This window comes from Marinovum sp. J2-8, from assembly GCF_055808435.1.
Genome location: NZ_JBVVRZ010000001.1, coordinates 196,864 through 222,123, shown reverse-complemented (window position 1 = coordinate 222,123; position 25,260 = coordinate 196,864). Strand labels below are relative to the sequence as shown.

The 25,260-nt window shown below is 60.9% G+C and carries 24 protein-coding genes and 3 pseudogenes; 11 read left to right on the top strand and 16 right to left on the bottom strand.

The window, feature by feature from the left end; genetic code table 11:
* Positions 1 to 190: 190 nt before the first annotated feature.
* The gene (locus tag AC0L4F_RS01090; RefSeq protein ID WP_244684280.1) at positions 191 to 352 is read left to right on the top strand and encodes a hypothetical protein; all 162 of its coding nucleotides are present in this window, start codon (positions 191 to 193) and stop codon (positions 350 to 352) included.
* A gap of 12 nt (positions 353 to 364) precedes the next feature.
* Here AC0L4F_RS01090 and AC0L4F_RS01085 read toward each other — a convergent pair whose 3' ends face one another.
* Complete coding sequence (locus AC0L4F_RS01085; RefSeq protein WP_244684278.1) at positions 365 to 601, bottom strand: helix-turn-helix domain-containing protein; 237 nt, start codon at positions 599 to 601, stop codon at positions 365 to 367.
* On the bottom strand, positions 601 to 1,128 hold the full coding sequence (locus AC0L4F_RS01080; protein ID WP_244684276.1) for a DUF2975 domain-containing protein: 528 nt from the start codon (positions 1,126 to 1,128) through the stop codon (positions 601 to 603). The genes AC0L4F_RS01085 and AC0L4F_RS01080 overlap by 1 nt, the downstream gene beginning before the upstream one ends.
* A gap of 72 nt (positions 1,129 to 1,200) precedes the next feature.
* Here AC0L4F_RS01080 and AC0L4F_RS01075 point away from each other — a divergent pair, with 72 nt between their 5' ends.
* The 4 genes and pseudogenes from AC0L4F_RS01075 (at position 1,201) to rlmH (ending at position 4,226) form a co-directional block, all read left to right on the top strand.
* Positions 1,201 to 1,779 carry a hypothetical protein gene (locus tag AC0L4F_RS01075; protein WP_244684273.1) on the top strand — a complete coding sequence of 193 codons (579 nt, stop codon included), beginning with the start codon at positions 1,201 to 1,203 and terminating at the stop codon, positions 1,777 to 1,779.
* 65 nt (positions 1,780 to 1,844) lie between these two features.
* The gene (locus tag AC0L4F_RS01070; protein WP_244684270.1) at positions 1,845 to 3,200 is read left to right on the top strand and encodes a mechanosensitive ion channel family protein; all 1,356 of its coding nucleotides are present in this window, start codon (positions 1,845 to 1,847) and stop codon (positions 3,198 to 3,200) included.
* A gap of 63 nt (positions 3,201 to 3,263) precedes the next feature.
* The gene (gene rsfS, locus AC0L4F_RS01065) at positions 3,264 to 3,731 is read left to right on the top strand and encodes a ribosome silencing factor (protein WP_280520425.1); all 468 of its coding nucleotides are present in this window, start codon (positions 3,264 to 3,266) and stop codon (positions 3,729 to 3,731) included.
* Positions 3,732 to 3,756: 25 nt separating this feature from the next.
* Positions 3,757 to 4,226 (top strand): annotated as a pseudogene (rlmH, locus tag AC0L4F_RS01060) (23S rRNA (pseudouridine(1915)-N(3))-methyltransferase RlmH).
* Between the two features lie 288 nt (positions 4,227 to 4,514).
* Here rlmH and rsmD read toward each other — a convergent pair.
* Together rsmD and AC0L4F_RS01050 are read right to left on the bottom strand one after the other, a co-directional pair.
* Positions 4,515 to 5,078: a 16S rRNA (guanine(966)-N(2))-methyltransferase RsmD gene (gene rsmD, locus AC0L4F_RS01055; protein WP_244684268.1), complete on the bottom strand. Its 564-nt coding sequence runs from the start codon at positions 5,076 to 5,078 to the stop codon at positions 4,515 to 4,517.
* Positions 5,078 to 6,286 (bottom strand): NAD(P)/FAD-dependent oxidoreductase, encoded by a 1,209-nt coding sequence (locus tag AC0L4F_RS01050; RefSeq protein ID WP_244684266.1) that lies wholly within the window; start codon positions 6,284 to 6,286, stop codon positions 5,078 to 5,080. Before AC0L4F_RS01050 ends, rsmD begins: the two co-directional genes overlap by 1 nt.
* A 105-nt stretch (positions 6,287 to 6,391) precedes the next feature.
* Here AC0L4F_RS01050 and AC0L4F_RS01045 point away from each other — a divergent pair, with 105 nt between their 5' ends.
* On the top strand, positions 6,392 to 6,880 hold the full coding sequence (locus AC0L4F_RS01045) for a peroxiredoxin (protein ID WP_244684264.1): 489 nt from the start codon (positions 6,392 to 6,394) through the stop codon (positions 6,878 to 6,880).
* A gap of 44 nt (positions 6,881 to 6,924) precedes the next feature.
* On the opposite strand, the gene AC0L4F_RS01040 is transcribed toward AC0L4F_RS01045, so the two are convergent.
* The 6 genes from AC0L4F_RS01040 to AC0L4F_RS01015 all read right to left on the bottom strand — a co-directional run bounded on the left by AC0L4F_RS01040 (position 6,925) and on the right by AC0L4F_RS01015 (position 12,842).
* Positions 6,925 to 7,239 carry a 4a-hydroxytetrahydrobiopterin dehydratase gene (locus tag AC0L4F_RS01040; protein ID WP_244684262.1) on the bottom strand — a complete coding sequence of 105 codons (315 nt, stop codon included), beginning with the start codon at positions 7,237 to 7,239 and terminating at the stop codon, positions 6,925 to 6,927.
* On the bottom strand, positions 7,236 to 8,423 hold the full coding sequence (locus AC0L4F_RS01035) for a GNAT family N-acetyltransferase (protein WP_244684259.1): 1,188 nt from the start codon (positions 8,421 to 8,423) through the stop codon (positions 7,236 to 7,238). The genes AC0L4F_RS01040 and AC0L4F_RS01035 overlap by 4 nt, the downstream gene beginning before the upstream one ends.
* Positions 8,424 to 8,468: 45 nt before the next feature.
* Positions 8,469 to 9,221 carry a glycerophosphodiester phosphodiesterase family protein gene (locus AC0L4F_RS01030; protein WP_244684257.1) on the bottom strand — a complete coding sequence of 251 codons (753 nt, stop codon included), beginning with the start codon at positions 9,219 to 9,221 and terminating at the stop codon, positions 8,469 to 8,471.
* Positions 9,218 to 9,682 (bottom strand): RidA family protein, encoded by a 465-nt coding sequence (locus tag AC0L4F_RS01025; protein WP_244684255.1) that lies wholly within the window; start codon positions 9,680 to 9,682, stop codon positions 9,218 to 9,220. The genes AC0L4F_RS01030 and AC0L4F_RS01025 overlap by 4 nt, the downstream gene beginning before the upstream one ends.
* A gap of 137 nt (positions 9,683 to 9,819) precedes the next feature.
* Positions 9,820 to 11,121 (bottom strand): HlyD family type I secretion periplasmic adaptor subunit, encoded by a 1,302-nt coding sequence (locus tag AC0L4F_RS01020; RefSeq protein ID WP_244684253.1) that lies wholly within the window; start codon positions 11,119 to 11,121, stop codon positions 9,820 to 9,822.
* On the bottom strand, positions 11,118 to 12,842 hold the full coding sequence (locus AC0L4F_RS01015) for a type I secretion system permease/ATPase (protein WP_244684251.1): 1,725 nt from the start codon (positions 12,840 to 12,842) through the stop codon (positions 11,118 to 11,120). The genes AC0L4F_RS01020 and AC0L4F_RS01015 overlap by 4 nt, the downstream gene beginning before the upstream one ends.
* 209 nt (positions 12,843 to 13,051) lie before the next feature.
* On the opposite strand from AC0L4F_RS01015, the gene AC0L4F_RS01010 reads away from it, so the two are divergent.
* Both AC0L4F_RS01010 and AC0L4F_RS01005 read left to right on the top strand, forming a co-directional pair.
* On the top strand, positions 13,052 to 13,864 hold the full coding sequence (locus tag AC0L4F_RS01010) for an MlaA family lipoprotein (protein ID WP_244684249.1): 813 nt from the start codon (positions 13,052 to 13,054) through the stop codon (positions 13,862 to 13,864).
* A 5-nt stretch (positions 13,865 to 13,869) separates the two neighbouring features.
* A complete protein-coding gene (locus AC0L4F_RS01005) occupies positions 13,870 to 14,466 on the top strand; it encodes an MlaC/ttg2D family ABC transporter substrate-binding protein (protein WP_244684247.1) in 597 nt (198 codons plus the stop codon).
* Positions 14,467 to 14,502: 36 nt separating this feature from the next.
* Here AC0L4F_RS01005 and map read toward each other — a convergent pair whose 3' ends face one another.
* Entirely contained in the window at positions 14,503 to 15,249 is a 747-nt protein-coding gene (gene map, locus AC0L4F_RS01000; RefSeq protein WP_244684244.1) for a type I methionyl aminopeptidase, read from the bottom strand.
* A 73-nt stretch (positions 15,250 to 15,322) separates the two neighbouring features.
* A pseudogene (locus AC0L4F_RS00995) lies at positions 15,323 to 16,353 on the bottom strand (NAD(P)/FAD-dependent oxidoreductase).
* 57 nt (positions 16,354 to 16,410) lie between these two features.
* Between AC0L4F_RS00995 and mnmC2 the strand changes: the two are divergent.
* Together mnmC2 and AC0L4F_RS00985 are read left to right on the top strand one after the other, a co-directional pair.
* The gene (mnmC2, locus tag AC0L4F_RS00990) at positions 16,411 to 17,079 is read left to right on the top strand and encodes a tRNA (5-methylaminomethyl-2-thiouridine)(34)-methyltransferase MnmC2 (RefSeq protein ID WP_244684242.1); all 669 of its coding nucleotides are present in this window, start codon (positions 16,411 to 16,413) and stop codon (positions 17,077 to 17,079) included.
* A pseudogene (locus AC0L4F_RS00985) lies at positions 17,076 to 17,951 on the top strand (DMT family transporter). The gene mnmC2 and the pseudogene AC0L4F_RS00985 overlap by 4 nt, the downstream one beginning before the upstream one ends.
* Here AC0L4F_RS00985 and AC0L4F_RS00980 read toward each other — a convergent pair.
* Positions 17,916 to 20,156 carry a lytic transglycosylase domain-containing protein gene (locus AC0L4F_RS00980; protein WP_244684240.1) on the bottom strand — a complete coding sequence of 747 codons (2,241 nt, stop codon included), beginning with the start codon at positions 20,154 to 20,156 and terminating at the stop codon, positions 17,916 to 17,918. The pseudogene AC0L4F_RS00985 and the gene AC0L4F_RS00980 overlap by 36 nt on opposite strands.
* A 77-nt stretch (positions 20,157 to 20,233) precedes the next feature.
* Between AC0L4F_RS00980 and dapA the strand changes: the two genes are divergently transcribed.
* A complete protein-coding gene (dapA, locus tag AC0L4F_RS00975; protein ID WP_244684238.1) occupies positions 20,234 to 21,109 on the top strand; it encodes a 4-hydroxy-tetrahydrodipicolinate synthase in 876 nt (291 codons plus the stop codon).
* 135 nt (positions 21,110 to 21,244) lie between these two features.
* Here the strand turns inward: dapA and AC0L4F_RS00970 are convergent, their stop codons facing one another.
* The 3 genes from AC0L4F_RS00970 to AC0L4F_RS00960 form a co-directional block, all read right to left on the bottom strand.
* On the bottom strand, positions 21,245 to 22,603 hold the full coding sequence (locus tag AC0L4F_RS00970; RefSeq protein WP_244684236.1) for a M16 family metallopeptidase: 1,359 nt from the start codon (positions 22,601 to 22,603) through the stop codon (positions 21,245 to 21,247).
* Entirely contained in the window at positions 22,600 to 23,877 is a 1,278-nt protein-coding gene (locus AC0L4F_RS00965) for a M16 family metallopeptidase (protein ID WP_244684234.1), read from the bottom strand. The genes AC0L4F_RS00970 and AC0L4F_RS00965 overlap by 4 nt, the downstream gene beginning before the upstream one ends.
* Positions 23,878 to 24,090: 213 nt before the next feature.
* Positions 24,091 to 25,206: a citrate synthase family protein gene (locus AC0L4F_RS00960; RefSeq protein ID WP_244684232.1), complete on the bottom strand. Its 1,116-nt coding sequence runs from the start codon at positions 25,204 to 25,206 to the stop codon at positions 24,091 to 24,093.
* Positions 25,207 to 25,260 lie beyond the last annotated feature (54 nt).

Genomic DNA, 25,260 nt, shown 5'->3' with positions numbered 1-25,260 from the left:
GGCGAGCACCGTAAGTGTCGCACCAAAGAACCGCTCGCGAAGGCGGGCACGGTCTTGAATATCTGTCAGCATTTGCATAGCTCGCGATTTACAGGCTGGTAGAGATTCCTGCAAGCCTTGGTGATGATTTCCGGAAAATCGTGATGCAGTCGCTCTTGCGGCCCGCGCGCCTTGGACCAGATTGTTGGGTATGAGTAAGCTGAGTTTGATTTATGTCGGGCTGTGTGCGGCGGTTTTGACCGCCGCCTTTACCGTGCAATCCGTACAGGGTGGCATGACGCCATCCCGGACCGGGTTTTCCGACGACGGCCTGTGGCGGCTGATCGAATCCTCCAAGCCCGGCATACGGTAAAACCGCTTTTGATCAGCGGGCCGAGCCGGCGCTTTGATCGCCCGCGTCTTCGACCGCTTCGAACAGATCGCCGGGCTGACAATCCAGCGCTTCGCAAATCCGGGCCAGGGTTTCAAATCTGATCCCCTTGACCTTGCCGGATTTCAAAAGCGAAATGTTCTGCTCTGTGATCCCGACATGTTCGGCCAATTCGCGCGACCGCATTTTGCGCAACGCCAGCATGACATCCAGACGCACCACGATCTGCATCAGACAAATCCCCGGTTTTCTTCGGCGGCGCGGGCCGCATCATGCATTGTCCAGCCAATCACGATCATCAGACCACCGGCCAGCACCTGCCCAAGATCCGCCCCCTCAAGCGACAGCGCCAGAACCCGCTGTCCGGGCGGATTGGCCAGACTGGCCAACAGGATCTGAAGCGGACGACAGAGCATGTCGAGGACCACCGCCACCAAAAGCCCCACGCCAATCCGCAAGATATGGTCTGCGCAGCGATCGGTCAGAAACTCGCCCGCGGCGTAACGCCGGAACAATGCCGCCATCTGGAACAACACGTAAAACAGCGCCGCCAGCGGGATTATCCCGGCCAGCCGCACCCAAAACCCACGGGATCCGTCCAGCACCAACGCCGGATCAAGTCCCGCCGCCAACCGAAGCTCGTCGGACAGCTCGACCAGAAACAGCCCGAGGGCCACCACGACGGCCAACAGCACCATCGCCAGAATGGCCAGCACATGCAGGCCGCCTGGCCCAGCGACGCAGTCTATTGTGATCACGCATTTAATTCTCCTTTCCGAATCATTTTTTATTGTTATACGATAAATTATGCTCGATAAAAAGGATATTCCATGCCCCTACCCCTACGCCCTTTCTGGCCACGCGCTCTGGCCTTGCGTCCCGTTGTAATGCTTTGCGCCGCTCTGACATGTGTCGGATGCAGCTCGGTCAATCCTGTTGCCATGGCACGATTGGCCCAGCTGAACCCGATGACGACCGATCCAGCAGATTTTGCCGCGCGACTGCACCTGCCCGACGGGCTACAAATCCCGCCAGATGGCGCGACACTTGTGGTGCGGGCCGAACGCGCCGACATCGGCGCGCAGCGTGAGGCGCGTTATGCCTTTGTCTCCGATGGTGAGATCTGGACATTGTCAGACCAGGACGCCGCAGATTTGCGCACGGTTCAGACGATGGTCCAAGCCTGGAAAGCCGAAGCGCCCGATGCCACCACTGGCAGTATCACCCTGCAATTGACCGGATGTGCCGTCGGCGCAGGTCCAGCGCCAAATGCCCCGGTGTCTGCGGATCTCAGCCTGGATGGCGGCCGCAGCTTTGTGCCATTGATCAAGGGGCTGACAGCCGCCGACGTGACACGGGCCCACCGCACCACGGACGCATTGGCGCAAGCCCCCTGCCCCACGGGATGATCCAACCGCTTGTCGAAACAACAAGAACAGGGCAAGGTTGACCCCACAACCACGCAGGACGCCGCATGAACCCCGACACTCCCGCCGCAACACCGTTGGAATTGATTCAGACCTTCCTGACCAATGCGGTGGCCTGGGGAGAGTTCTATCTCAACATGCTGATGCGGCCCTGGAACCTCTATCAGATTGGCATTGCGCTGGGTCTTTTTGGCCTGGCCTGGGCCATGGGCCATGTGGCCCGCCCGCGATTGCATGACTGGATGCGCGCACGCGAAGGCTGGCCACGGTGGCGTATGCGGTTTCTGGTGATGGTGCACCGCCGATTGCGCATGATCATCTATGTCATCATCATGTGGATCGCCGTATTGATCATGCGCGAGCTGACCTGGCCGTCGCGTTCCTATCTGCTTGGAATACTTGCCAATCTGGCGACAGCCTGGCTGTTTGTGGTCTTTGCCACCCGGCTGATCGACAATCCGTTGGTGCGCAGCACGGTGCGTTATGGCGCCTGGATCTGGGTGACGCTGTCGATCCTCGGGTTGACCGAAACCTCGCAGACGCTGTTGGAAAGCATCGCGGTGTCGATGGGGGACACCCGGCTTTCTGCCTGGTTGGTGGTTCAGGCGCTGGTCATGTTGGCGGTGCTGATCGCCGCCGCCCGGTTTGTCGCCACTATCAGCTCTGCCCGCATTCGCCGCAACGAGGACATCTCGCCCTCGATGCAGGTGCTGGCGGTGAAATTCCTGCAGGTTCTGCTCTATGGCGCGGCGTTTTTCCTGGGCTTGAACCTAGTCGGCGTCGATCTCACCGGGTTGGCGGTGTTGTCGGGCGCGATTGGTGTCGGGCTGGGCTTTGGTCTGCAAAAGGTGGTGTCGAATCTGGTGTCCGGCATCATCATCCTGCTCGACAAGTCGATCAAGCCTGGCGACGTCATCAGCCTGGGCGAAACATTCGGCTGGATCAACAGCCTTGGCGCGCGCTACGTCAGCGTCGTCACCCGCGATGGCCGCGAATATCTGATCCCGAATGAAGATCTGATCACTGGTCAGGTGGTGAATTGGTCGCATTCATCGGATTTTGTCCGGCTCGACATCTTTTTCGGCACGGCATACGGCGACGACCCGCATCTGGTGCGCAAATTGGCGATTGCTGCGGCGGCGGGGGTCGAACGGGTGCTGGAACATCCCAAGACACCGGTCTGCCACATCGTCGGCTTTGGCGACAGTTCGGTGGATTACATCCTGCGCTTCTGGATCAGCGATCCCACCGGCGGGCTGACCAATATCCGGGGCAATGTTTACCTGGCACTATGGGATACATTCAAGGAACACGATATTTCGATTCCCTTCCCCCAGCGCGAGGTCCGCATGCTGAAAGATGGGGCGCATCCGGCAACAGACAGCGACATATCGCACTCCTGAACAGGGCTTCATTGAAATGTGACACTTGGCTTGCTATCTTGAGGTACGCCCTGCGCCCGGGCATTGCGGCGCGACAGCAAGGAGGACATTGTCCTGACTCCCACCATTGAAGCGGCACGCCCTGCCGTTCAAGGCGCCCCTCAGACGGGTCAGCAGACGGGCCAACACGCGGAAGTTTCCAGCGAAGAGCTGCTTGCGCATATCCTTTCTTCTCTTTCTGACGGCAAGGCCGAGGAAATCGTGCAGATTGATCTGCGCGGCAAAACCGCCATGGGTGACTACATGGTGATCTGTTCCGGTCGGTCATCGCGCCAGGTTGCGGCGATGTCGGAAAAGCTGGTTGATACGCTGAAATCCGATTTCGGTCGGCTGGCCAAAACCGAAGGCAAGGATACCGGCGATTGGGTCCTGATCGACACCGGCGATGTGATTGTTCACATCTTCCGTCCCGAGGTGCGCGAATTCTATCAGCTGGAAAAGATGTGGTTGCCCACGGATAAGGCCGCCAAACGGACCCCGGTTCAGAACTGAACCGCCCCGTGACTGATCCAGTTTGATGCGCGTTCATGTTTGCGCTGTTGGCCGTCTTCGGACGGGCCCGGAAAAGACGCTGATCGACGACTATACCACCCGCTTCGATAGAACGGGCCGGGCCCTTGGGCTTGGCCCTTTGTCGTTGCACGAGGTCGAAGATCGCAAAGGCGGCGGCATGACAGCCGAGGCTGGTTTGCTGCGGCGTGCCCTACCGCAGGGGGCGGTGCGCATCGCGCTGGACGAGCGGGGCAAGCTGATGTCTTCCCGGATTTTGCCAACACCCTGGCGCGGTTTCGCGACGATGGGCGGGGCGATCTGGCGTTGATCATTGGCGGGGCGGATGGCATCGCCCCGGATCTGCGCCGCGAATGTGATCTGGCCCTGTCATTTGGCAAAATGGTCTGGCCGCATATGCTCGTCCGGGTGATGTTGACAGAACAGCTTTACCGTGCGGCGTCGATCCTTGCCGGTGCGCCCTATCACCGGACATAGCCGCCGCATCCAGCGTCAAGCCGGGGCAAACCGGGTCGGGCCCACCATAGCGAAGTTTGCGACCGGCACATGTACCGGGGCCAGATACGATATGGTCTTTCCAAGGGGGCACCAGCGGCAAAGCCCACGGCACCTGAATCGCGAAAACCGCAGGGAATGCGGCCCGTGCTTTGCGATCCGATGCCGTGGCATACTGTGCCTGGGACGTTGCCGTCGTTGGAATGGCCGCATGTATGGATCACGCATAGCACATTATTTGCGACCTGTCACCGCAATGCCACAACGGTTTTAGCCTAAAGGCTCCAAAAGGTTGACATGGGTGTCGCCATAACGCCGCGTCTCCAGCAGGGTGAACCCCTCGGGCGCGTGTTGGCTTGCGTTTTCTTCCCAAACGATCAGTGCATCCTCGGCAATCCAGCCGCCGGTGCGCGCCGCCAGAAGCGCCCGCTCGCCCATCCCCTTGCCATAAGGCGGGTCAAGAAACACCAGGTCAAACGCCGCGCCCTCATTGGGCGGCAGACGGGTGGCATCACGACTGATCAGCGTTGTCTGCGCCTCTTCCCGCAACAGGGCGATATTGCTGCGGATCAGCTTCTGGGCCTTGCGGCCATCATCCACAAAGGTGACATGCGCCGCGCCGCGCGACAGCGCCTCCAGCCCCAGCGCGCCAGTGCCCGCAAAAAGATCCAGCACACGGGTGTCGTCAAACGGCGCGCCAAACCGCCCGCCGCCCAGCATCGAAAACAGGCTTTCGCGCACCCGGTCCGTGGTCGGGCGCAAATGTGCGCCGGCATCGCCCTTGCCCACCGGTGTCAACGCCCGGCCCCGATGTGTCCCTGCAATGATCCGCATCAGCCGCGCAGCAGCTTTTTCATATCGGCGTCAGGTGTATGCACCTGTGCACGGGTGACGGTTTTGCCCGCCTCAATCAACCGCTTGGCCACCATATAGCCGCGCGCGTCGTTCAGGGCATCCACCGCAACCAATTCATCACCATGGAAGTACCAGAACGACAGGCGCCCGTCCTCGCCATGGCGGGTTTCCACATGATCATAACCCCGGTTCAGCCCGGCGATTTGCAGTTTGCACTCATATTGATCGGACCAGAACCACGGCTTGGCGACATATTCGACCGCCCCGCCCATCATGTTTTGCGCCACAACCTCGGCCTGATCAATCGCGTTTGGCACGCTTTCCAGCCGGATACGGCCGCCGCGATAGGGGAAAGATGTGCAATCACCCGCCGCCCAGATATGCGGATCGCTGGTTTGGCCATATGCATCGGTATGAATACCGTTGTCGATCACCAGCCCCGCCGCCTCGGCCAGTTCGGTGGCGGGCACGATGCCGACACCCGCCACGACCATATCGACGTCAATTTCACTGCCATCGCTCAGCCGCGCGCCGCTGACCTTGCCCGTCCCCAACAGCCGGTCCAGGCCGACACCTTCGCGAATGTCGACGCCATGATCGCTGTGCAGTTTGCGGAAAAAATCCGATGTCTCCGGTGCCGCAACCCGTTGCAGGATCCGGTCGCCCATTTCCACCAGCGTGACCTGCATCCCTTTCTTGGCCGCGACCGCCGCCGCCTCGAGCCCGATATAGCCGCCGCCGACGATCAAGGCCCGCGCGCCGTCGCGCACACATGGTTCCATCGCGTCGACATCGGCCAGGGTGCGCACCACAAAGACGTTTTCCAGATCACCGCCAATGGCCGCCGGCAAGCGCCGCGGATGTGACCCGGTGCACAGCGCCAGCGCGTCATAGGGCAACACCTCGTCCCCCAGAGACACAGTCTGTGCCGCGCGATCGATCCCGGTCACCGTCGCGCCCAGCCGCAATGTGATATCCTGATCGCCATAAAAATGTTCCGGCCGCAGATAGAGCCGCTCTTGCGCCATTTCACCCAGCAAATACGCCTTGGACAATGGTGGCCGCTCATAAGGTGGCACAGCTTCGGCACCGATCAGCGTGATCGCGCCGTCAAATCCATCCTTGCGCAGCTTGGCCACCAGTGACGCCCCGGCCTGTCCGCCGCCAATGATGATGAAATGTTTCAAATTCTATCCTCCCGGTCATGCGGATCGAAATTCCCGCTGGCCTCTGCATGGCCAGACCCTATATCGCTGGTTCAAGGAAACGCAAATCCAATAGGAAGTTTTGACATGACGATTTCAGTTGGCGACACCCTGCCCCAGGCAACTTTGCTGCAAATGGGCGGCGAAGGCCCCGAAGCGGTGGACCTGGGCCCGAAACTGGCGGGCCGCAAGGTTGTGCTGTTTGGTCTGCCCGGCGCCTATACCGGCACCTGCAGCACCGCGCATGTGCCCAGCTTCATCCGCAACAAGGCCGCGTTTGACGGCAAAGGCGTGGATGAAATCATCTGCGTGTCGGTCAATGACCCCTTCGTGATGCAGGCCTGGGGCGAAGCCACCGGCGCAACCGAGGCCGGCCTTACATTCCTTGGCGATGCCGATGGCAGCTTTACCAAGGCGATCGGCATGGATTTCGATGCCCCGCCCGCCGGGCTGCATGGCCGCTCCAAGCGCTATGCGCTGTTGGTCGAAGATGGTGTTGTGAAGGTTCTGAACGAAGAAGCCTCGCCTGGCACCTGCGAAATCAGCTCTGGTGAGGCGCTGCTCGCCGAGGTCTGAGACCTTTTAGACATGGGGCGCGCGCAGCACCATCGGCGCGCGCCCTATTCCGGTTTTGGCAGCGGCTCTGCCAATTGTTCCATTTTGCGGGCCAATTTCACATCCGCCGTGCTCAACCCGCCCAAATCATGGGTGGTCAATGTGACATTGACGGTTTTGTAGACATTGCGCCATTCCGGGTGATGGTTCCACTTTTCAGCATAGATCGCCACCTGCGTCATCCAGCCAAAAGCCGTGATGAAGTCTTTGAAATCATAGCGTTTGCTGATCGCATCGCGTTCCGCGTCCAGCGCCCAGCCGACAGCGATCAATGGGTCGAGCATGGTCTTTCGCCCGGTGTCGGAAAGTTTCTCGCTCATTGCTGTTCCTCCTGGTTGTCACGCCGGAACGGACCATAGCTGGTCAGGATCTCGATGTCTTCGTCAATTGCCGCGCGCTCGGCGATAAGATATTTCGAAATTGCGTCAGAAAAACCCTTGTCCGCCACCCAATGCAGTGAATGACAGGGCACCGGCAGATATCCGCGCGCCAGCTTATGTTCCCCCTGCGCCCCTGCCTCGACCCGGCTTAGACGGTGTTTTATCGCAAATTCAATTGCTTGGTAATAACAGGCCTCGAAGTGCAAACAGGGGTGATCTTCGACGCAGCCCCAATAGCGGCCAAACAACACGTCCCGTCCGATAAAATTCAGCGCGCCCGCCACCGGCGCCCCGTCGCGTTCGGCCAGAACCAGCGCGATGTCGTCGCGCAGCACCTCATGCGCGATATCAAAAAATGCGCGCGTCAGATAGGGCGTGCCCCATTTGCGCGACCCGGTATCCTGATAAAACACCCAGAAGGCATCCCAATGCTCTGGCGCAATCTGATCGCCGGTCAGGGTGCGAATGCTGCCGCCAAAGCCCTGTGCGCGCTGGCGTTCCTTGCGGATATTCTTGCGCTTGCGCGACGACAACGCCGCAAGAAAGGCATCGAAATCGCCATAGCCGTCGTTCAACCAGTGAAATTGCTGGCTTTGCCGGGTTAACAGGCCGATTTCCTGCCCGGCCTTGGCCTCTTCTTCGGTGCAAAAGGTGATGTGCAGCGAAGACAGATGATTGTTCGACGCAAGACGAATGGCCCCTTGGATCAAGGCGGATATACCGATCTCTTCAAACCCCGGACGCGCCAGAAACCGCCGCCCGGTCGCAGGGGTAAAGGGCACGGCAATCTGGAGTTTCGGATAATAGTCGCCGCCGGCATTTTCATAGGCATGCGCCCAATTGTGGTCGAAAATATATTCGCCCTGGCTGTGGCTCTTGGCATAGAGCGGCGTACAGGCCACCACCTGATCCCCCAGCCGCGCGGTCAGATAGGTCGGCTGCCAGCCGGTGCCGCGCCCAACCGATCCGCTTTCCTCCAACGCATGCAGAAACCGATAGGTGGTAAAGGGGTCAATGGGCCGCCCGCCATCCGCAGTTTCCGGACAAGCACAGGCATCCCAAAGCGCCTCGCCAATATCGACAATCGTGTCGTGGGTTTGAATTTCGATCTGAGTTTCGCGCATATCACCTGTCCCGCCCTGCCAAATTTGGCGCGAGCGCGGCCAGCTTCAAGGTAAATATCCCTCAAACGTCACATTGTCGGCGACTTCACGTGCGGCTGCCTCCTCGGCGGGCGTGCGGATGGTCCAGCAAAGCACCGGCGCACCGGCCTCTTTCAGCGCCAAGACCCGCGCCGCATTAAGGTCGCGGAAATCGTGACTGATAAAAGAGGCGCCCACGCGATCAAAATCCGGGATGGGCCGCAGAAGATCACAGATGCTTTCGCCCAGTTTTGGCCAATCTTGCGGATCAAATCCGCCAGTGGTCAAACCGCGGGCGATCTGCGGCGCCAGAACCGCGAATTCAGCGACGGAATGCGGATTAAACGACATGACCGCAACCGGCCCTTCGTAATCCGCCAGCGCACGCGCCGTGGCGCTTTCCAATGCGCCAACACCCGGCCCCATCTGGCCATCCTGATCCTTGAGCTCGATCAACAGCGGCACCTGCCCCGCGACCAGTTCAAGCACCTCTTCCAGGGTTGGAATGCATTCGTCACCGCCCGTGAGCGAAATTCTCTGCAAATCTGCGGCGGGCAATTCGTTGACCGGGCCAGAGGCATCGGTCAAACGATCCAGGGTGTAATCGTGAAACACCATCGCCTGATTGTCAGCCGAACGCTGCAGGTCAATTTCGATCCCGACCCCGGCGGCGATGGCGGCGCGGATCGCAGCGCGCGAATTTTCGGGACGGCCATCGCGAATGTCGTGCAGCGCACGATGGGCCAGCGGGCGGGTCAGAAATGCGTCAGGAAGGCTCATGAGATTTCAAATATCCCCTCGATTTCAACGGCCACCCCCAAGGGCAAGGACGACGCAGACACCGCAGACCGCGCATGCCGCCCGGCATCGCCCAGGATCTCGACCAGGACATCAGATGCCCCGTTGATCACTTTGGGCTGATCGGTGAAGTCCTGCGTGGAATTGACAAATCCGGTCAACTTGACCACCCGCTTCAACCGCATCAAATCGCCATCACAGGCCGATCGGACCTGCGCCAACAGGCTAAGAGCACAGGATTTGGCAGCAGCGGCCCCGGCAGCGACATCCAGATCCGATCCCAATTTGCCTTGGATCAACCCCTCTGGCCCCATCGAGATCTGGCCGGAAACGTAAACCGTGTTGCCCGTGATCACCCAAGGCACATAATTTGCCGCCGGTGCCGGGGCCTCTGGCAGGGTAAGGCCAAGCGCGGCAAGACGGGTTTCAATCTGATTGGGCATTTCGGGCCTCCGGCATCATGTGCACATTTTTTGGTTTTCGGGCAGGCTAGAGACTTGCCCGACGTCCGACAAGCCATTGTCGCCCCGCATTTTGGGCCGCCGACATAGGGTCCACGCGCCAGGCGTGCAAATAAGGCTCAGCTTTCGCGAAACGCGCGGGCAAAATAATCTGTCAGTGGCTTCAGGAAATAGGCCAAAGGCGTGCGATCATCGGTGTGAATAAAGGCCTCGATCGGCATTCCCGGAATCAATTCCACGCCTTCAGGCAGCTTCAGCACTTCTCCCGGAAGCAGGGCAATTTCGGCGCGATAATAGGGCTGGCGGCTCACCTCATCGACAAAGGCATCCGCCGACAGCTGTGACACCTCGCCATAGATTTCCGGCGATTCATTTTGGCTCAGCGATGTCAGGCGCAACAGAACTTCCTGCCCGATGTACAATTCGTCGATATTGATCGGCGCAATGCGGGCGGTGATGATCGCCGGACGATCGCGCGGAACCAGGTACATCAGGGGATCCGCCGGACGCGCAACCGAGGACGGGCCAAACACCGCAAGCCCATAGACCACCCCCGCCACCGGCGCACGCACGTCCATGCGGCCAAGCTGGTCTTCGTAGGAATTGACCTGTTCCAGCAACTCGCGCTCGCGCAGTTGCAGATCGCGCAATTCGGATATGGCCTGTTCACGCAGTCGGGCGCCAACCGACAGGATCGAGATTTCGATTTCCGAGATCCGCGCCAGCGCACGGGCCTTTTGCGCTGTCAGCTCTCCGGCTTGTCCGGACAATTGCGCCTGCTGGCGTTGCAAGGCCAAGACACGCGACGCCTGGGCAAGCCCCTTGTCCAGAAGCTGTTGTTGATCCGCCAGTTCGCGGCCAATCAGTTCCAATTGCTGGCTGAGGGCCTGTTGCTGGGCTTCGATCCCCTCGATCTGCACCCGCATCTGTTCGGTTTGATTGCGCAATTGATCGGTTTCACGCGTCAAGGATTCCGCACGCGCATGAAACAGCCGCGTCTGCCCCGCAATCAATTCCGCAACCGCAGGTTCATCCCGGGCCACGGCCAGCAACAAGTCAGAGAAGACCGGCTCTTCGGCACCATCGCGTTCGGCCGCAAGCCGGGCGTGACGGGCCATGATTTCATGCAATTGGTCGCGGGTCACGGTGAACTTGGATCGCAACAGATCCGGGTCGAGCCGGATCAGGACATCGCCATCCTCAACCATATCGCCCTCTCGCACCAGCAATTCGGCGACCACACCACCGTCGGGGTGCTGAATGGCCTGTCGGTTTTGATCAACCTCGACCTGCCCCGACGCGATGACAGCCCCGGAAATCTGGCTGACCGCGGCCCAGGCGACAAATCCGCCCAACAGGACCACCAGGAAAAACACCCCAAGAAACATTGGCACACGAACTGGGAAGGTGGGCGGATTCATTGGACCCCTCCTGTGCCGGGGCGACGCAGCTGTGCGGCGTTCTGCACCGTCTTTTTCAGCACCTCATCACGCGGACCAAAGGCAACCCGCGTGCCCTTATCCAAGACCAGAAGTGTATCACATTCCTGAATGGCCGCCGGACGGTGCGCCATGATCAACACCGCGCCGCCGCGATCCTTGACCGCGCGAATGGCGGAATTCACCGCTGCGCTGCCTTCGTTGTCGAGATTGGAATTCGGTTCGTCCAGGACGACAAACACCGGATTGCCATACAAGGCCCGCGCCAGTCCGATACGCTGCATCTGGCCACCAGAAAGCTTGGCGCTATGGGCCTCGATCCTTGTGTCATATCCTTCGGGAAATTTCAGGATCATCTCATGCGCATTGGCCATCTTGGCCGCGACAACCACCATTTCGGCATCAGGTTCCGGCGCCAGACGCGCGATGTTTTCTGCAATTGTCCCGTCAAACAACTCTACTTTTTGCGGCAAATATCCGATGTATTGCCCCAGCTTTTCCGGATCGTATTGATCAAGCGTCGCACCGTCCAATCGGATACGCCCCGATGCCGGCGGCCAAAGCCCGGTAATGGCGCTGGCCAGCGATGATTTCCCCGCCCCCGAAGGCCCGATGACGCCGACCGCCTGACCTGGATTGACGTCAAAGGATATCATGCGCAGCGCCGCCTGACGCTCCTGCGGTGGAATGATGGTCAATTGCTGCACCTCAAGCTTGGCGCGGGGGACTGGCAAATCCATTTTCGGCGCCTGCTCGGGCACGCTTCCCAACAACCGGGCCAACGAACGCCAGCCCTGGCGTGCGCGCTGTGCCACGGTCCATTGGCCAATGATCACCTCGATCGGAGCCAAAGCCCGCCCCAGAAGGATCGAACCGGCAATCATCGCACCGGGGGACATTTCCCCCCGCAACACCAGAAGTGCACCCATGCCCAACATCGCCGATTGCAGCAAGAGCCGCAGCGCACGGGTCAGCGCCGTGAACCCGCCGCTGACATCCGAACTGCGCAATTGGCCGCCCAGTGTTGCCAGACGCGCGCCCTTCCACCGATGCAGGGCCGCCTTGCGCATGCCCATGGCCTGAACCATTTCGGCCTCGGACCGCAGGCGCGCCGCGATGCTTTCGGATTTATGGGATGCAACGCCATGTTCAAAAACCGGGCGTTTCTGCATCTGCTGCGAGGTGATGGCAATCGCAACCAACAGCGCGCCACCCGACACGGCCAGAATACCCAGCCAGGGGTGGAAAATCGCAATCCCAAACAGAAACAATGGCGTCCAGGGCAGGTCGTACAGCGACAAAAGCACCGGCGAGGTCAGGAACCGCTGAACAGACTCCAGATCGCGCAACCCGGTCGCAGCGGCATCGTCAGGCCGCAGGGCCGACGCCCGCAGGCTTGCGTCGAACACCCGGTCATCCAGTCGCGATTGAAACCGCGCGCCGACGCGCGCCATGATCCGCCCGCGCACGTAATCCAACACGCCCATGACCGTATAGAGAAAGATCACCAATACCGTCAGCGCCAGCAAGGTCGCCTCGGACCGGCTGGACAACACCCGATCATAGACCTGAAGCATGTAAAGCGGGCCGGTCAGCATCAGGATATTCGCAAAGAAGCTGAATACGCCGACACACCAATACAACCCGCGGCTTTCGCGTCGCACGGCACGCAGTTCACTTTGACCAGCCAGGATGGGATCCATACGCGGGAACTTGCTCCTTTTTCGGTGCTCACCGGGAAATTCCAGCGAACCGATTGCCGATCCGCGATGGATCAGCAAGATTGCCAATGCTGCACCACTGTCTCCAATGGGTCACATCGTTGTGCGATTCCCTAGAAAACCGTGGGCTTCGCCAGTTAAATGACTACATAGCGTTTATTGCAAAAAGATTGAGATTGCCAGAGTTGCGAATGACCCTTTTATCCCCCCCACGGACGATTGCCATTGCGGCTTTGGTGATGACATTGATTGCCGGGTGCACCCCACATGACCCCACCAAGGTCAGTCGGGATGGCATTTTCGATCCCTACGAGGCGCGCAACCGCCAAGTTCATGAAAAGAGCAAGAATTTCGACAAGAGCATCGTGCGCTCTGTTGCGGTGGGCTATGCCGAAACCGTGCCCGAACCCGCACAGGAAATGGTCGAGAATTTTGCTGACAACCTCTCGGTGCCCAGTGCCGTGGTCAATCAGGTTCTCCAGGCCGATCTGGGCGGCGCATTCAAGAACACCGTGCGTTTCGGGTTGAATTCCACCCTCGGATTTGCCGGCATTTTCGATGTCGCGGGTGAATTTGGCCTTCACGAAGACGATGCCGATTTCGGCCAGACCCTGGCGGTTTGGGGTGTGCGCGAAGGTGCCTATCTTGAAATGCCGATCATCGGCCCGACCACAGAACGCGATTTGTTTGGCCAGGTGGTCGATTTGGTGATTGATCCGATGAACGCGGTGCCGCGCCCCGAGGCCTATTATCTGAAAGCTGCGCGGATAACCGCCAAAGTGGGCAAGCGCGGCCGCTATGCTTCTTCTGTTGATTCCGTTCTGTATGATAGCGCCGACAGCTATGCTCAGACGCGACTGCTTTATCTGCAAAACCGCCGGTACGAGATCGGTCAAACCGACGTGGCCGGGGCCGGGGGGGGTGCAGGGGGCGAAGAAATTGATCCCTATGCGGAATTGTATGGCGGCGAAATCGACCCATATGAAGATCTTTACGGAGAGTAAGTGACATGCAGCGCAGACATTTCCTCGGCACGGTTGCGGCGGCTGTAACGGCCACCGCATTTTCCGCCCTGCCGGCATTTGCCCTGACCACCGACCGGGCCCGCAATCTGGTGGACAAACTGGTGGGTGCGATCAATTCGGTGATCGCCTCGGGCAAGTCGCAATCGGCCATGAACAGCGAATTTGAAAGCATTTTCAAACGCTACGGCGATGTGCCGACCATTGCGGCCTATGCTTTGGGTGTGGATGGGCGGCGTGCCTCTTCCAGCCAGAAACGCGCGTTTCAGACCGCATTTTCCGGCTATATCGCCCGCAAATACGGCGCGCGGTTCCGGGAATTCATCGGCGGCCGGATCGAAGTGAACGGCGTGCGTCAGGTCAAAAGCTATTACGAGGTCAACTGCACCGCGCATCTGCGGGGCGAACGTCCCTTTGCGTTGGATTTCATGGTGTCGGACAGATCGGGCAAGGATCTGTTTTTCAACATGAAAATCGAAGGTGTGAACCTCTTGCTGACCGAGCGCACCGAAATCGGGTCGATGATTGACCGGCGCAAGGGTGATCTGGACGCGATGATCCAGGATCTGAAAAAGGCCGGATAAATCACCGGTCAGTCGACCAAACTGGCCGACCGCTGATCAATTCGGCAGCGTGACAACAATCGCCCCGCGATCGGTTGCGACGATGGTATGTTCATATTGCACCGCAGGCGCTTGCGGTTCGCTGTAAAGCGTCCAGCCATCATCGCCTTCGGTCGCCCAAAGCCCCCCGGTCGACAGGAACGGCTCTACCGTCATCACCAACCCTTTGGTGATGCGGCGCTTGTCGCGGCTGGGCCATGTGGCGATTTCTTCGGGGTATTCATGCAGCGACCGGCCCACGCCATGGCTGGCCAGATTGCGGATCAGGGTATAGCCGCGTTTGTCCGCGAAACGCCCGATGGCATTGCCAATTCCGGCCAGCGGCCGGTTGCTCGCCACGGCGTCAATCCCGATCTGCATCGCGCGCTTGCCATCACGACACAGCTGGGCCTGCACAGGGGTCACCGCCCCCATGCGAAATGTCGCGCCGGTGTCGGCGAAAAATCCGTTTTTCGACGCCGACACGTCAATATTCACCAGATCCCCGGCGGCAAGAATGCGATCGCCGGGAATACCATGGGCGATTTCCTCGTTCACGCTGATACAGGTCGCGCCGGGAAAGTCGTAACTGGATTGCGGGGCAGAGACCGCGCCGTCCCGCGCCAGCAGATCCGCACCAATATCGTCCAGCTCGCGCGTGGTCATGCCCGGCTCCATGGCCTTGGCCATGGCGTGCATGGTGTTGGCCACGATCCGGCCGATATGTTTCAGCCCGTCCAGCTCGTCCAGTTTGGTGATTGTCATGTCCCGGCCTTTGTCGATGGGTCCTGCGCTTTGCGCTAATCCTGACCGAAGTCTGGCAGGATTGCACGCCGTATCACAATTGTTCCGGGCGAAAACCCGCCGGGATCGCATCACGGCCTTCCAGCACCAGATCGGCCATGACCGCCCCGACCTTTGGCGCGATGCCAAAGCCGATTTTGAAGCCGCCATTGGCGATGAATGCGCTGGCGTGCATCGGATAGGGCCCAACAGGGGCGCGCGGCTTCGCGCCCGTGGCCGCACCCCGGCCCAACGTTCGACCACCTCGGCCCCTTGCAACACCGGAAAGGCCGCGCGCGCGCGTTCGATCACATCGTCCAACTGGTCATCGGTGCTGGTGGCATTGGTGAAGTCCCGTTCCGAGGTTGATCCAATGGCCACCGTCCCGTCACCATGCGGCACGATATGCAATGCATCGGCGAACAATTGCGGGCTGTCCGCGGCGGCAAACCGCAACAGCGCCGCCTGACCCTTGACGCCATTGCCAAGCGTGCGCCCGGCCGCCGCGCTGATCGCGTCCAGATCCTGTACACCACTGGCCCAGACCACCGCCCCGGCGTCGTCAGCCACATCGGTGATCTCGACCCCCATGGCCAAACAGGCTGCGACCAGTGCCGCACAGGCCCGGCGCGGATGTATGCGCGCGCTTAACGTGTCATGAATCAAAAACCCGGTTGCCGATTGCGGCGCCCAATCGCCATGTTCCGCCGCCGGGACCACCCGCCAGTCTGCCCGCCCCTGCCACAGGTCCTGCGCCGTCTTTGCCCGTTGATGGGCCAGCTCCACCGCGCGTGCGTCTGCCAGCGGCTGCAATCGCCCAGAGCGCAGATAACCCGGATCGCGCCCGCCGACCGCCTGTACCTCGGCCCAGAAATCCGCAGCCATGATCAGGCTGTCAAATTGAAATGCCTTTTTGTCATTCCAGTTTTCCGGCACATGCGGCGCCAATGCCCCGACAATCCCCCCCGAGGCCCCCGCGCCGGGGCCAAAGGGATCAATCACGCGCACCCGCGCGCCGCGCCGCGCACAAGCCCAAGCGACAGAGAGACCAAAAATCCCCGCGCCGCGCACCGTCACGTCGACCATTGCATTGCCCCTGTTTCCAGATTACCCAATCCGTGCAACCCCATAAGGCAGCAAACTATGACAGACCAGAGCGCAGAGCTGGAATGGCGTGACGGGCGCGTGCCTGTGTCGACCCGGTTTGATGATCCATATTACTCGCTCGACAACGGGCTGGACGAAACACGGCATGTGTTTCTGGGCGGCAATGACCTTCCTGCCCGGTTTTGCGACGGGTTTCATATTGCTGAACTGGGGTTTGGCACCGGGTTGAACCTGCTTTGCGCCCTAGAGGCGTTTCGCGGCGCAAATTGCCCGGGCAAGCTGCGGTTCACCACCTTCGAAGCGTTCCCGATGGCCGCCGATGACATGATCGCCGCCCAGGCGACATTTCCCGACATCGCGGAACTCGCTGCCGAATTACAGCCGTTTTGGCGCTCGGGGGAAACCGCTTTTGAAACCGACGATCTGCGGTTCACGCTGATCCCCGGCGATGCGCGCGCCACCCTTCCGGCGTGGACAGGGGCGGCGAATGCCTGGTTTCTGGATGGATTTTCCCCGGCCAAGAACCCCGAACTGTGGGGACCAGAGATCCTGGCCGAGGTTGCCCGCCATACCGCCGAGAACGGCAGCGCCGCCACCTATACCGCCGCCGGCCATGTGCGCCGCGCGCTAGAGGCGGGTGGATTTACCGTGACACGCGTGCCCGGTTTTGGCCGCAAGCGCCATATGACAAGGGCCGTCAAATGACCCAGAATGATACGATCCGCGGCATCTGGTTCATGGTCGCCACCACATTCATCTTTGCGGTGCAGGACGGGCTGAGCCAGCATCTGGCCTCGAATTACAATGTGCTGATGGTGGTCATGATCCGCTATTGGTTCTTTGCTGCTTTTGTTGTCGCGCTGTCGATGCGCCGGTCCGGCGGGTTGCGGGCCGTTGTTCGCACCGAACAGCCCTGGATTTAGGCGTTTCGCGCCATGCTTCTGGTGGCAGAGGTCTGTCTGATGGTTGTGGCCTTCACCTATCTGGGGCTGGTGGAAACCCATGCGGTGTTTGTCTGTTATCCGCTGCTGGTGGCCGCCCTGTCGGGGCCGGTGCTGGGGGAAAAGGTCGGCTGGCGGCGCTGGCTGGCGATTGGTGTCGGCTTCGTTGGGGTGTTGATCATCATCAACCCCGGTGCCGGGGTGTTTTCGATCTATGCGCTGATCCCGCTGGGCACCGCGAGCATGTTTGCGCTCTACGCCCTGTTGAACCGCTATGTCGCCCGGCGTGACAGCGCCGCGACCTCGTTTTTCTGGACCGGCACGGTGGGGGCGGTGGCGATTACCGCCGTCGGCATCTGGTCCTGGGAACCGATGGCCGCCGCCGATTGGATTTGGATGGCCGGGCTCTGTGTGGCGGCGGTGATGGGCCATTGGTGCATGATCAAATGTTTTGAGGCGGCAGAGGCCAGCGCGGTGCAGCCCTTTGCCTATCTGCAATTGCCCTTTGCCAGCGCCATTGGTCTGGTGATCTTTGACGAAAGCCTGCGCACATCGGTGATTTTCGGCGCCGGGCTGATCATTGCCGCCGGGCTTTTCACCCTATGGCGAGAGCGGCAGCAACGTCGATCCCACTAGCTCCTTTGAAAACGGCACCGGATGCGGGGCCTTGCCCAGCCGGGCGCGATAGACCGGCAGGCTCTCGGCCACCCGCATGACATAGTTTCGGGTCTCGTTGAACGGGATCATCTCGATCCAGTCGACCACATCAATGCTGCCGCGACGCGGGTCGCCATTGCGCTGCATCCAGCTGCGCGGGCGCCCCGGACCGGCGTTATAACCGGCTGACATCATCACCACATTGCCGTCGAAATCCTCGGCCAATCCGCGCAGATAATCCGCCCCCAATTGCGCGTTATAGCCCCAGTCGCTGGTTAGCCGGTTGCGCGAATAGCCCAGCCCGACGCGCCGGGCGACCAATTGTGCCGTGGCCGGCATCACCTGCATCAGGCCGCGTGCACCGGCGTGGCTGATCACTGTGTGATCAAATTCGCTTTCGCGGCGGGCAATGGCCAGGATCATTTCCTTGGGAATTGGCTGGTTGCGCGCGGCCACGGGATGGATCGCGTAATAGGGCGCAGCAATCTCCAACCCGGCCTGTGCCGCCCGTTTGCCCAGCATGACGCCAAAATGTGGCTGGCCCAGTTCCTCCAGCATCTTGCCCATCATGTGCAGGCTGGCCTCGTCCTGGGTTTCGGCCAGATGGGTCCAGAAACGTTCCGCCAACCACTCCTCGCCAACGCCAAGGAACAACATTGCGGCCTCATGCACCCGTGATTTTGTAAAGTCCGCCTGCCGCCAATCCCCCGCCGGGGTATACCCGGCCAGGGCCGCGTTGAAGGGCAGCCCGCCGCGTTCGGCGGCCAGCAGACCGTAAAAACTGGTTTGATACTTCGCCCCAAGCGCATAGCCCGCTTGGGCCTCTGCCCGGTTTCCGGCCTGCTCATGCGCGCGACCCAGCCAATACCCGGCACGCCCCAGCGAAATCGGCGTGAACACCGCGCCACGGAATCGGTTGAAATGCTGGGCGGCGCGGGGGCCATCCTTCTGAAACCGCAGCGCAAGATAGCCAGACAGCCACTCCAAATCGGCAAAATCATTGCCCTCGGTGGTGAAATGCGTCGCGGCAACGCGGTAGGCTTCGGTTGTCTTGCCGTCGCGCATGGCACGGCGCGCCATGTCCCGGCGACGCGACGCCCAGTATTCCGGTTCCCCCAGCGATTTGGCACTGGTCGACCGTTCCAGCAACAGCGCCGTGGCACTGTCGGTCAGCCCCTTTTGCATCCGCCATTCAAACCGCTCATAGGCCAATCCGGGATCATCGCTCAGCGCAGGGGGCACCGCCGCAATCAGCGGATCTGGATTGCCCTCGCGGGCGCGCAGCGCCATGCGGGCCTTGGCCAATGCGGTCCAATCCGCCCCGACCAGTGGCAACATGCGGGTGGCGTTGACCTTCCAGCCCTTCCACAGCATCTGATCCAACCGCGCCGTATGGTGGGGGGCAAGTACCGCGCCATAACGGCTGAGGAATGTCTCTTGTTCGCGCTCTGACAAGGCCAATGTGCGCCAGGCCATGATGATCCCGGCCTCAGCCGCGTCGCCATGCCCCATGGTGGCCAAAGCCTTGGCACGGGTCAAAGCCCCGATGCCGGTCTGCGGCTCATGCCCGGTATAGAACATCAGGACGTCGCCGATTGGCGCATCCTCCATCGTGCTTTCGCTCTTTTCGCGCAGATAGGCCAACCCCGGCCAATCACCGCTGCGCGCCAGAAAGGCCGTCACGTCGCTGGACCGCCCCAAACCATTGCGCAATTGATGCCAGCGAATGACGTCGCGGGCCACGCCGCCCTCTGGCCCGGCCAGTCGCAGCGCATTGTCCCAACGTCCGGCCCGCATTTCCGACAGAGCGGCGCGAAAATCGGCATCCCCGCTGGGCAGATCAGCAAGGCTGACGACCTGTGTCACCAGATCGCCGGGACGTCCCCTTGGGCGCAATCGCGACAGGGGCACATCGCCGTCAGCAAACCCCGCGACAGAGGTCTGAGAGGACACTTCGGGCACCTCTTGTCCGGTGTTTTGTCCGGTGCTGACCACCGTGCTGGACCGCGCGCGCGGTCGCAAACTGGTCGTCAGGTCAGCGGAAATACCGTCACCGCCGCCCTGTTGGGACGACACAGGCGCCGCGAAAACCATCAAGAGGCACAAAAGGCTACGCTTCATCACTTGCAATTTCTGATCTGAAAAGGAATAGACACTGGCCAAAGGATAACCCGTCTGACGCATCACGCAACTCACGATGCCGACAGAGGCGGATCACCGCGGCCCAGTGTGGGACCGCAACCACGAAGAGGAGCGTTACCATGTTCAAAGGGTCCATGCCTGCCCTGGTTACGCCGTTCAAGGACGGCGCGGTTGATTGGGACGCGCTGCGAAAACTCGTGGATTGGCACATCACGCAGGGCAGCAGCGCATTGGTGCCGGTCGGCACCACCGGGGAAAGCCCCACCCTGACCCACGGCGAACACGAACAGGTCGTGACCGAGGTCGTCAAAGCCGCCGCAGGCCGTGTTCCGGTGATCGCCGGGGCCGGGTCGAACAACACGGTTGAATCGATTCGTCTGGCAGCGCATGCCAAATCGGTTGGGGCCGATGCCGTGCTGGTGGTGACGCCATATTACAACAAACCGACCCAGGCCGGGCTGATTGCCCATTTCACCGCGATCCATGACGCGGTGGATCTGCCGATCATCATCTACAATATCCCGCCACGGTCGGTGATCGACATGTCGCCCGCCACGATGGGTGAATTGGCGAAACTGAAAAATATCATCGGGGTCAAGGATGCCACCGGCGATCTGGCGCGTGTCTGCGCCCAGCGCATCACCTGCGGCACCGATTTCATCCAGCTTTCGGGCGAAGACCCCACCGCACATGGCTTTAACGCCCAGGGCGGGGTTGGCTGTATCTCGGTCACGGCCAATGTGGCACCGGCGCTCAGCAGCAAGCTGCAAGCGGCCTGTCTGGCCGGGGATTACGCCGCCGCTTTAGCAATTCAGGATCAATTGATGCCTCTGCATCAGGCGATCTTTGCCGAACCGGGGCTCTGTGGCGTGAAATACGCAATGTCGCGTCTGGGTCTGTGCGAGAACGAGGTGCGCCTGCCGCTTCTGCCGGTCAGCGAACCGGTGCAGGCCCGGATCGACGCCGGTCTGCGCCACGCCGGACTTCTCGACTAGGCATTTCGCGACACAGCTTGGGCGCAATCAAAGCCCTCAGAAACGATCCTTGCGGATAAAACCGGCCCGGCGTTGTCAATCACGCCGGGCCTTTTTCGTTTTGTTCAGGGTCAGCAGGCCCCATTGATCCCGCGCCTAATGCGCGGCGTCGGCCTTGGGGTCGGTTGTCAGGGCTGTTTCCAACCCCTCGGGCTGGCCCACGACCACGAAATGCAGGGCATCGGGCTGCAACAGCTTGCGCGCGACGCGGTTGACCTCTTCCAGGGTCAGCGCCTCGATCTCTTCATTGCGGGTCACGATATAATCGGTGCCCAGATCATCCAGCTGCATCCCGACAAGGATATTGGCAATTGGTCCATTGCCATCGAACCGCAATGGATAGGCCCCGGTCAAATAGGTCTTGGCCGCCTCAAGCTCTTCTGCGGTCACGCCTTCTGCTGCCATTTTCGCCCATTCGGCGCGCACCACCTCTATGGTATCCGCGACGCGATTGTTGGCCGAAGCCACCTGCCCCAGCATCATTGCGGCATTATCCTTGGGCACAAGATAGCTATAGACCCCATAGGCCAGCCCACGCTTTTCGCGCACCTCGTCCATCAAGCGACTGGTCAAACCAGAGCCGCCAAAAATCTCGTTCAGGACATAGGCCGCAAGGAAATCATCGTCATGCCGGTCCAATCCCGCATGGCCAAACAGAACCACAGATTGCGGCGTGTCAAACGGCACCACCGTCAGACCACCCTGCATCAGGAATTCCGCCTTGCCGACCAGCGGCGCGCCCGTGGCGGGCAGATCGCCCAAAAGGGTGTCAAGCAATGTCGCCAGCTCCTCGGCCGAGATGTCGCCGACCGCGCTGACATAGACCCGGTCGCGGGCAAATGCCGCTTTATGCGCCGCGACGATATCCGCGCGAGTCAGGGCCGCCACGCTTTCCCGTGTGCCATCAATCGAGGTCGCATAGGGATGATCGCCAAAGGCCATGCCGTCAAAGGTGCGCCCGGCAATCTTGTTCGGGTCGGTTTCATCCGACGCCAGCCCCGACATCACCTGCGCCCGCACCCGGTCCAAGGCGACCTGGGTAAAGGCCGGCTCGATGATCGAGCTGCGAAAAAGCGCCATCGCCTCTTGCTGGGTATCGGTCAGGAATTTGGCCGACACAGCAATGGTGTCATCATAGGTGTCATAATCAAACGAGGCCGCCAGCGTTTCGGTCGCACGGGCAAAGGCACGGGCATCCATGTCGCCGGTGCCTTCCTCAAGCAGGCCGGTCATCAGGTTGGTGGCCCCGCGTTTGCCTGGCGCATCCAGCGATCCACCGCCCTTGAACCGCAATTCCAGCGCCACAATCGGGATCGAGGGTTCCTCGACCAGCCAGGCGCTGATCCCGCCCGGCGTGGTGATTTCCTGAATGTTGATTTCGGCCCGCAGTGGCGCACCGCCCCAAACCAGTACGATAAACGCGCATACAAACGTCTTCAATGCGAACGTCTTCATTGGGTCACCTCCTTGGGACGGGTCAGCCAGCTGGTCACGCTGGTCTTGTCATCAAACACCTCGCGCGCGGCGGCCAGAATATCCTCTTCGGTCACCGCCTCGACAACGTCAGGCCAGGCAAAAATGTCTTCGATCGTCAATCCGGACGTCAGCGCCCGGCCATAGCTGTTTGCCAGACGCTCTACATTGTCGCGGGCATAGATCCGGCTGGCTTTGATCTGGCGTTTGATCCGGATCAGCTGTTCCGGGTCAACACCGTCCTGCATGAAACGCGCCACGGCGGCATCCATCGCATCCTCGGCCTCTTGCAGGCTCACCCCCTCGGCCGGGACAACAACCAGCGAAAACGTGGTGTCATCCAGCGAAACACCCCCATAAGACGCGCCGGCGTAGACCACTTTCTTCTGCTCGAACTGCAATATTTCATTCAGAACAGAGGTTTGCCCACCACCCAGAACATCCGACAACAACATCAAGGCCGCAGCTTTTTCCTGGGCGCCGGGATCGCGTTCCGGGGCCAGATAAGAGCGGACAACATAGGGTTGCGACACCCGTGGATCTTCGAACACCATGCGGCGCGGCGCCGTTTGCGGTGGCTCTTGCGGGCGGGCGCGGGGTTCAAGATCCGGGTTCGGTGGCAAAGCCCCGTAATGTTCACGTGCCAGTTCCATCACGCCCTCGGGCGTCACATCGCCAGCCACAATCAGCACTGCGTTGTTGGGCGCATAATAGGTCTGATAGAAATCCAGTGCGGCCTCCAGATCAAGGCCCACCATCTCGTGCCGCCAACCGATGATTGGCACGCCGTAACGGTGGTTGAGGTATTGTGCCGCCCGCGCCTGTTCCCGCATCAACGCACCGGGGTCGTTTTCCGTGCGCATGTTGCGTTCTTCGATGATCACCTCGCGCTCGGTGCGAATTTCCTCGTCACCCAATTGCAGGTTGACCATGCGGTCGGCCTCCATCTGCATCATCAGCCCCAGACGATCCGCCGCCACCCGTTGAAAATAGGCGGTCTGGTCATAGCTGGTAAAGGCGTTGTCGGTGCCGCCGTTTTCGGCCACCACACGCGACAATTCGCCGGGCGCCATGTTCTTGGTGCCCTGAAACAGCAAATGTTCCAGGAAATGCGCCACGCCGGAAACACCCGGTTTTTCATCGGCGCTGCCAGCGCGATACCACACCATGTGAACGACAACCGGCGCGCGGTGGTCTTCGATCACCACCACCTCCATGCCGTTGTCCAGCTTGTCGATTGTGACCTGGTCTTCCATGCCGCTTTGGGCAGGGGCGGCAGCGGCCCAGATCAGCGCCAGGCCGCGATCATCGGGCCAATGGTGGATTTCACACGGGATGGAAAAAATCCGGGCATCAAACTCTCCTGCAAATACTAGGCGCTACAATGCCGCCAAAGCAGGTGAGTTCAAGCGAAACCACGTGACACCTGCGTGAGCGGCGCGTGTTCGACCGCCCCCCTATCGGCCCCCTCAGGTGGTTTTCTGGCCTTTTGCGCGTGTTTGGCCTGTCGCACGCGGGCGAATAAGCTGTTTGCTGGCCGCCTGTTCACGGGCATGCGCCATCCAGCCGGCGCTGCGGCCAATGGCGAACAGGGTCAGACCGGCATCGCGCGGCAGATCCAGGGCCCGCACCACATGCCCCAAGGCGAAATCAAGGCCGGGATAAATGCGCCGTGCGCCCAGCACCTGGACCACTTCGGCCCAGTCCCGCCCCAGTGGCAGCACCCGCAGGATCTCTGTCGCGCGGGGGTCGCCCGCCGGATACAACGGATGGCCAAAGCCCGGTGGTGCCTTGCTGCCCGCGTCAGGCAGCGCGCCGCCATTGACCGCCGCAGCCATGAAATCCAGCGCACGGACCACCATTCCGCCATGGCGCGGGCCGGTCAGGGTCGACAGCCCGGTCAGCAAACAGGCGGGCAAACCCGCCCCGGTCGAGGCCGTGACCCGACAGGCAAAGGCCGACGCGTTCAATTCATGATCGCCGCACAGCACCAGCACCCGGCGGATCACATCCGCCTCCGGCGGCGACAGCCCCCAGGCCGCAGCCAACTGGTCATGCACCGCCGCCGTGCTGCGCCTGCGGGTGATCGCGTGAACCATCGCTTGAATCAAATCCAGCGGCGCAACATCACGCTCCGCCACCCGACGGGTCAACGCCATCAACATGCGTTGCACCGGGTCCGGCGCGGCCAACATCGGCAGCCTGTCGGGGTGCGGTGCCGCCAGATCGCAATCCAGCAACAGCGCTGCGGTTTCCTCCAGCGTCGCGGTGCGCGAAAGCAGCACGCCGTCCTGACCGCGATAGAAGAATCGGCCATCGCGAATCTCGGTGATTGCCGAAATCAGCGAAGGTTCCCCCCAGCTCAGCGCCGAGGCCGCCACCGAACGGCGCGATCGTCCCCGCGCCTTGCGCGCCGCCCAATTTTCCACATCTTCCCGAAAGTACAACGACTTGCGCGCATCTCTCGGGCTTTGGAACGCGCGGATATGGCCACGGCTGACATAGGCATACAGCGTCTGGGCGCTGACCCCCAGCCGCTGGCGAACCTCTGCGCCGTCCATCAAATCGGTGTCGGGAATTTTCATGTTGATTATCTTGATCAAGATTGCCGAATAGTCAAACCGCCGCCTAACTGTGCT

What these genes read in the sequence shown, in the direction of transcription:
- AC0L4F_RS01020 (WP_244684253.1), bottom strand. Translation starts at nt 11,121, where the DNA reads ATGAATCCGCCCACCTTCCCAGTTCGTGTGCCAATGTTTCTTGGGGTG.
- AC0L4F_RS01070 (WP_244684270.1), top strand. Translation starts at nt 1,845, where the DNA reads ATGAACCCCGACACTCCCGCCGCAACACCGTTGGAATTGATTCAGACC.
- AC0L4F_RS01030 (WP_244684257.1), bottom strand. Translation starts at nt 9,221, where the DNA reads ATGAGCCTTCCTGACGCATTTCTGACCCGCCCGCTGGCCCATCGTGCG.
- AC0L4F_RS00970 (WP_244684236.1), bottom strand. Translation starts at nt 22,603, where the DNA reads ATGAAGACGTTCGCATTGAAGACGTTTGTATGCGCGTTTATCGTACTG.
- AC0L4F_RS01025 (WP_244684255.1), bottom strand. Translation starts at nt 9,682, where the DNA reads ATGCCCAATCAGATTGAAACCCGTCTTGCCGCGCTTGGCCTTACCCTG.
- dapA (WP_244684238.1), top strand. Translation starts at nt 20,234, where the DNA reads ATGTTCAAAGGGTCCATGCCTGCCCTGGTTACGCCGTTCAAGGACGGC.
- AC0L4F_RS00965 (WP_244684234.1), bottom strand. Translation starts at nt 23,877, where the DNA reads ATGGAAGACCAGGTCACAATCGACAAGCTGGACAACGGCATGGAGGTG.
- AC0L4F_RS01045 (WP_244684264.1), top strand. Translation starts at nt 6,392, where the DNA reads ATGACGATTTCAGTTGGCGACACCCTGCCCCAGGCAACTTTGCTGCAA.
- AC0L4F_RS01015 (WP_244684251.1), bottom strand. Translation starts at nt 12,842, where the DNA reads ATGGATCCCATCCTGGCTGGTCAAAGTGAACTGCGTGCCGTGCGACGC.
- map (WP_244684244.1), bottom strand. Translation starts at nt 15,249, where the DNA reads ATGACAATCACCAAACTGGACGAGCTGGACGGGCTGAAACATATCGGC.
- AC0L4F_RS01005 (WP_244684247.1), top strand. Translation starts at nt 13,870, where the DNA reads ATGCAGCGCAGACATTTCCTCGGCACGGTTGCGGCGGCTGTAACGGCC.
- mnmC2 (WP_244684242.1), top strand. Translation starts at nt 16,411, where the DNA reads ATGACAGACCAGAGCGCAGAGCTGGAATGGCGTGACGGGCGCGTGCCT.
- AC0L4F_RS01010 (WP_244684249.1), top strand. Translation starts at nt 13,052, where the DNA reads ATGACCCTTTTATCCCCCCCACGGACGATTGCCATTGCGGCTTTGGTG.
- AC0L4F_RS01040 (WP_244684262.1), bottom strand. Translation starts at nt 7,239, where the DNA reads ATGAGCGAGAAACTTTCCGACACCGGGCGAAAGACCATGCTCGACCCA.
- AC0L4F_RS01090 (WP_244684280.1), top strand. Translation starts at nt 191, where the DNA reads ATGAGTAAGCTGAGTTTGATTTATGTCGGGCTGTGTGCGGCGGTTTTG.
- AC0L4F_RS01035 (WP_244684259.1), bottom strand. Translation starts at nt 8,423, where the DNA reads ATGCGCGAAACTCAGATCGAAATTCAAACCCACGACACGATTGTCGAT.
- AC0L4F_RS00960 (WP_244684232.1), bottom strand. Translation starts at nt 25,206, where the DNA reads ATGAAAATTCCCGACACCGATTTGATGGACGGCGCAGAGGTTCGCCAG.
- AC0L4F_RS01085 (WP_244684278.1), bottom strand. Translation starts at nt 601, where the DNA reads ATGCAGATCGTGGTGCGTCTGGATGTCATGCTGGCGTTGCGCAAAATG.
- AC0L4F_RS01075 (WP_244684273.1), top strand. Translation starts at nt 1,201, where the DNA reads ATGCCCCTACCCCTACGCCCTTTCTGGCCACGCGCTCTGGCCTTGCGT.
- rsmD (WP_244684268.1), bottom strand. Translation starts at nt 5,078, where the DNA reads ATGCGGATCATTGCAGGGACACATCGGGGCCGGGCGTTGACACCGGTG.
- AC0L4F_RS00980 (WP_244684240.1), bottom strand. Translation starts at nt 20,156, where the DNA reads ATGCGTCAGACGGGTTATCCTTTGGCCAGTGTCTATTCCTTTTCAGAT.